Annotated in this window: 6 protein-coding genes; 2 read left to right on the forward strand and 4 right to left on the reverse strand. The window is 60.6% G+C overall.

What is annotated here, in order from left to right; genetic code table 11:
- Positions 1–222 precede the first annotated feature (222 nt).
- Complete coding sequence (locus tag AC54AF_RS26855; RefSeq protein ID WP_496639022.1) at positions 223–516, forward strand: DUF6916 family protein; 294 nt, start codon at positions 223–225, stop codon at positions 514–516.
- 217 nt (positions 517–733) lie between these two features.
- Here the strand turns inward: AC54AF_RS26855 and AC54AF_RS26860 are convergent, their stop codons facing one another.
- The 4 genes from AC54AF_RS26860 to AC54AF_RS26875 form a co-directional block, all read right to left on the reverse strand.
- Positions 734–1,267, reverse strand: coding sequence for a phage tail protein (locus tag AC54AF_RS26860; RefSeq protein ID WP_496639023.1), 534 nt, complete (start codon positions 1,265–1,267; stop codon positions 734–736).
- 48 nt (positions 1,268–1,315) lie between these two features.
- Positions 1,316–1,849: a phage tail protein gene (locus AC54AF_RS26865; protein WP_496639024.1), complete on the reverse strand. Its 534-nt coding sequence runs from the start codon at positions 1,847–1,849 to the stop codon at positions 1,316–1,318.
- Positions 1,850–1,879: 30 nt separating this feature from the next.
- A complete protein-coding gene (locus tag AC54AF_RS26870; RefSeq protein WP_496639025.1) occupies positions 1,880–2,467 on the reverse strand; it encodes a phage tail protein in 588 nt (195 codons plus the stop codon).
- A gap of 153 nt (positions 2,468–2,620) precedes the next feature.
- On the reverse strand, positions 2,621–2,788 hold the full coding sequence (locus AC54AF_RS26875; RefSeq protein ID WP_496639026.1) for a hypothetical protein: 168 nt from the start codon (positions 2,786–2,788) through the stop codon (positions 2,621–2,623).
- A 129-nt stretch (positions 2,789–2,917) separates the two neighbouring features.
- Here AC54AF_RS26875 and AC54AF_RS26880 point away from each other — a divergent pair.
- Positions 2,918–4,335 (forward strand): IPT/TIG domain-containing protein (locus AC54AF_RS26880; RefSeq protein ID WP_496639027.1); only part of this gene is annotated, 1,418 nt, incomplete at its 3' end.

The raw sequence follows: 4,335 nt of genomic DNA on the forward strand, positions 1-4,335 counted from the left end.
TCGATAGCGGACGCACCCAGTCGGTGATGTTCGGCATCGCCATGCCGCTCAGGTAGCGTTGCGCATCGAAGAAGTGACGCCGCGGGGCGGGAGCAGCTTGCTCCCGCCCCGCGGCGCATGTGGCGCCTGGTTTTTCATGTCATTGCCGTGCCATGGCGGCAATGATTCCATTAGAATCAGGCATCGTCTTCACCACATTGCTTACGGAATGGAATACCTGGAATGATGAATGTCCTGACCCTCGAACATTTTGCCGCGCGCGTCAACGAGACGTTTATTGCGGCCAGCGACGCGAATGCCGCCTTTGTCCTGAAGGAGGTGCGCCCGCTGCCGTCAGCCACCGTGGAGGGCTTGATGCGCAAGCCGTTCAGTCTGCTGTTTCACAACAGCTCTCCTATCCTGTTCAGCCAGAAAATTTTCCAGATGCAGCATGATGCGTTTGGCGAAGTGGGTATCTTTTTGGTGCCGGTGGCGCGTGACAGCCACGGCTTTCTGTACCAGGCAGTGTTTAACTGAGGGCAGTACGGGGAGAAGGGCAGGGCGGGCGCCGCGATGGCGCCGCCTGCCTGGATGAATCAAACTTGGAGCCCCTAACAGAACCGTAGCGAGCGGCAGTGAGGCTCGGCGTCCCCGTTGGCCTGGGAAGCGCAACTGTGCGCATGCACGGGGACGCCGAGTCAGTGAGCATCGCAGGCCGCAAATCGCGACGCGCAGCAGGTTATGTCAGGTGCTCTTAATTGAATGACGGAAAATCACCTTGCAGGGCGATGCAGAAATTGACCGCCAGCATTGGCTGGCGGTTTTCGTGTGCTTGGCCGCTACCGGCAGCGCCGATCGCCGCCGGAGACAGCGAGACATTGGCTGGCGTCGCCGGCACGAATGCGGACGTGCCGCCAAGCGCAATCAAGCCATCGCCAGGAAGCGGTGTGTTGTGCTGCAGGGCGGCAGTGGGCTGGCGGTACACAGTGAGTTGATGGGTGTGATTCGGAATCTGCGTGACGTTCAACGTGACACTGTTGGTGCCGAAGGTCTCGCCCATCACGCGTGGCGTCAGGCCGGGTCCTTCGCCCTGGCTGCAGGGAGCGCGTCCCGTGAAGTTGGGCAATTGAAAGGTGGTGGTCCCATTGCCGCCATATTGCGTGCCGATCAAGGAAAACAGGGCGGCATGTTGCTGGATTTGCAGGGTGGCGCCATTACAGCTGGCCCACCCGTAGGGGGTGAAATTGAAACCGAAGACTTGTATTTCGCCAATGTATGGTGTTGTCACGGTAGATTCTCCTGAGCGATTTTAAGGGCTGCGTTTGCGTGCCGGCTGTTATTGCTGCGATGGGAAAATGCCTGCCCATGCGATGCAAAATGACGCGGTCAGGGTAGGCATGGTGTTCTCGTGCGGCAGGTTACCGCCTGCCGCGCCCGTGGCGGTGGTTGCCAGTGCATAGGCGGTCAGGCCGGTCAGATCGCTGGTGTACATCTTGTCGTTATTCGACGGGGCCGTCAGCAGCAGGTTGGCGGCCGGCACATTTGCCGTCGCCAGGGTGCTGTTCACATTGAACGGGTGCGTATGCTGCGGTAGCTGGGTTGCCAGCAAGGTCGCCGATTCGCTGCCGCCTCGTTGCCCGAGCACCCGGGTTGTCAGGCCGGGGCCGGTGCCCATATGCAGGGGAAGCTGGCCGCGCAGGTCGGGCACGGCAAAGGTGTTGACGCCGTCGCCGCCGTAGGTAGTGCCCAGCAGAACGTACAGTATTTCGTATTCGGCGATCGGTTTCAGGCTGCCGTCGCAGGCGAACCAGCCGGTGGGAATGCGGGGAAAGGAAAACAGGCGAATTTCGCCGACATAGGGTGTGGTCATGACTATGCTCCGTAAAAATTGGCGGATTCGTTAGTTGCGCGACGGGAAGATACCGCTCAAGGCGATATTGAAGTTGATTACCGAGAACGGCTGCATATTGCTATGTGCCTGATTGCCGCCGGCCAACCCCAAGGTCTGGCCGGAGAGGGTGACTTGCGGGCCCGCCGAACCATAGATGGATTCCGCGCCGCTGCCGCCAAACAGGGTGTTGGTGGGGTTTTTCGAGGTGCCGGGCGTCGTCACCGTATTGACCGCATGCGTATGCGCCGGCATCTGGGTCGATATCAAGGTGACCGCCTCCACCCCCGCCCGCGTGCCGATCTGGTAAGGGGAGGGTTGCCAGGCGCCATCGACGGAACCGCCCGCACCGACAGGGGTGCTGCCTTGTAAGTTAGGCAAGGCAAAGGTGGTACTGCCATTGCCGCCATAATAGGTACCCAACAGTGCAAACAGCGCCTGATTCTGCGCAATGGGCAGCAATTGCCCGTTACATCCTGCAAAGCCACGCGGCACAAAATTGAAGCCGCCCATCATGATTTGTCCTAGGTACACATCAGCCATCATTGTTCTCCCCACGGTTGGAATGCAATTAAATTTCAAACAGGAAACATTTTCCATTTGAAACCAATATTGCGTTTTAAAAAACCCTTTTTGTTATAGTTACTTTATTGATATATCGAGTTAGCATACGTTGTCATATGGCAAGCGTCAACATCTGTTGGCACTGTAAAAGAGCCCGGAACGGGCATCGCTGACGGCCTGAAATCACATTCATTTTTGTCTGAAAAACTCGGTATTGGAGATGTTATGTTGCGTATTTGCAACGATGTCGTCGGTCGTCCGGCGCTTTCTTTCCTGCTCGCTTTGTTTGCCGGAAAACGGCAGAGGATGGCGGATCGCGCCGCTGACAGGCGGCCAGTATCTGGCCGTTTCGCGCACGGGCTCGCTTCACTGTGCCTGCTGATGCTGGCGTTCGGCGCCCCCCCCGCGCAGGCGGCAGGCCCAAGCCTTATCTGCCCTCCCAATCAGAGTTTTACAGTTGCCTCGGGTGCCTCGTACCTCATCGACTTGTCGAGCTGCAATACCTTTGGCCTGAACGATAATGCCGCCACTGCATTGCACGGCACGATTACCGGCCTTACCAACAATCAGGATAACAAGGCGACCTACACCAATAATGGCGATGGCGCGCTGTCCGATACGTTTGTGCTGCTCGACGAGTCGCAAGGAGAGATCACCTTCACGGTGACCGTCTTGCCCGCTGCTGCTGCCTTCACCGTGTCGCCAGGCAGTTTGACGGCACCCGTGATCGGCGTGCCGTACAGCCAGGCCATGTCGGCGAGCGGTGGCGCGGCGCCCTACACCTATGCGTTGGAGTCAGGCGCTTTACCGCCTGGCATCAGCGTATCGGCGAGCGGCGTCATTTCCGGCACCGTGACGGCCACCGGCTCCTTTGCCTTTGGCGTCAGGGTCACCGATTCGACGGCAGGCACGCCGCAGGTGGTCATCAAGAACTATTCGGTGACGGTCGCCATACCGATCCTGTCCATCACGCCCACGGTCCTGGCGGCGGGCGGCTTGTCGACGCCCTACAGCCAGCAGATGTCCACCGCCAATGGCAGCGCGCCCTACACCTATGTGGTGGAATCGGGTGCCTTGCCACCGGGCCTGAGCTTGTCCTCCAGCGGTTTGTTATCGGGCACGCCCAGCGCCATCAATACCTATAACTTTGTGATCAAATCCACGGATGTCACGGGCGGCAACGGACCGTACAACACGTCCAGAGCCTATTCGATGGCGATCAACGCCCAGCCGCCACCGAGTATCACCGCCGTCACGCCTGCGTCCGGCCCTGTGACCGGCGGCACGGCCGTTACCATTGCCGGCACGGGTTTTAGCGGCGCGACGGCGGTGACCTTCGGCGCCACGGCAGCCACCGGCTTTACCGTCAACAGCGCCACGCAGATCACGGCCACGGCGCCCGCCGGCACGGGCACGGTGGATGTGCGCGTGACCACGACGGGCGGCACCAGCGCCGCTGGCGCCGCCGATCAATATAGCTATGTGGCGGCACCGTCGGTGAGCAGCATTTCGCCCACTTCAGGTCCTGTCACCGGCGGCACTACCGTCATCATCACCGGTTCGAATTTTGGCGGCGCGACGGCGGTGACCTTCGGCGCCACGGCAGCCACGGGCTTTACTGTCAACAGCGCCACGCAGATCACGGCCACGGCGCCGGCGGGCGCTGCTGGCACGATCGACGTGCGCGTCACTTCGGTCGGCGGCACCAGCACCGTCGGCGCGGCGGATCAATATACCTATGTGGCGGCACCGACGGTGACGAGCATTTCGCCCACGGCCGGCCCGGCCACTGGCGGCACCACCGTCACCATTACCGGCACGGGTTTTAGCGGCACGACGGCGGTGACCTTCGGCGCCACCGCAGCCACCGGCTTTACCGTCAACAGCGCCACGCAGATCACGGC

The organism is Janthinobacterium sp. JF4 (assembly GCF_059617925.1).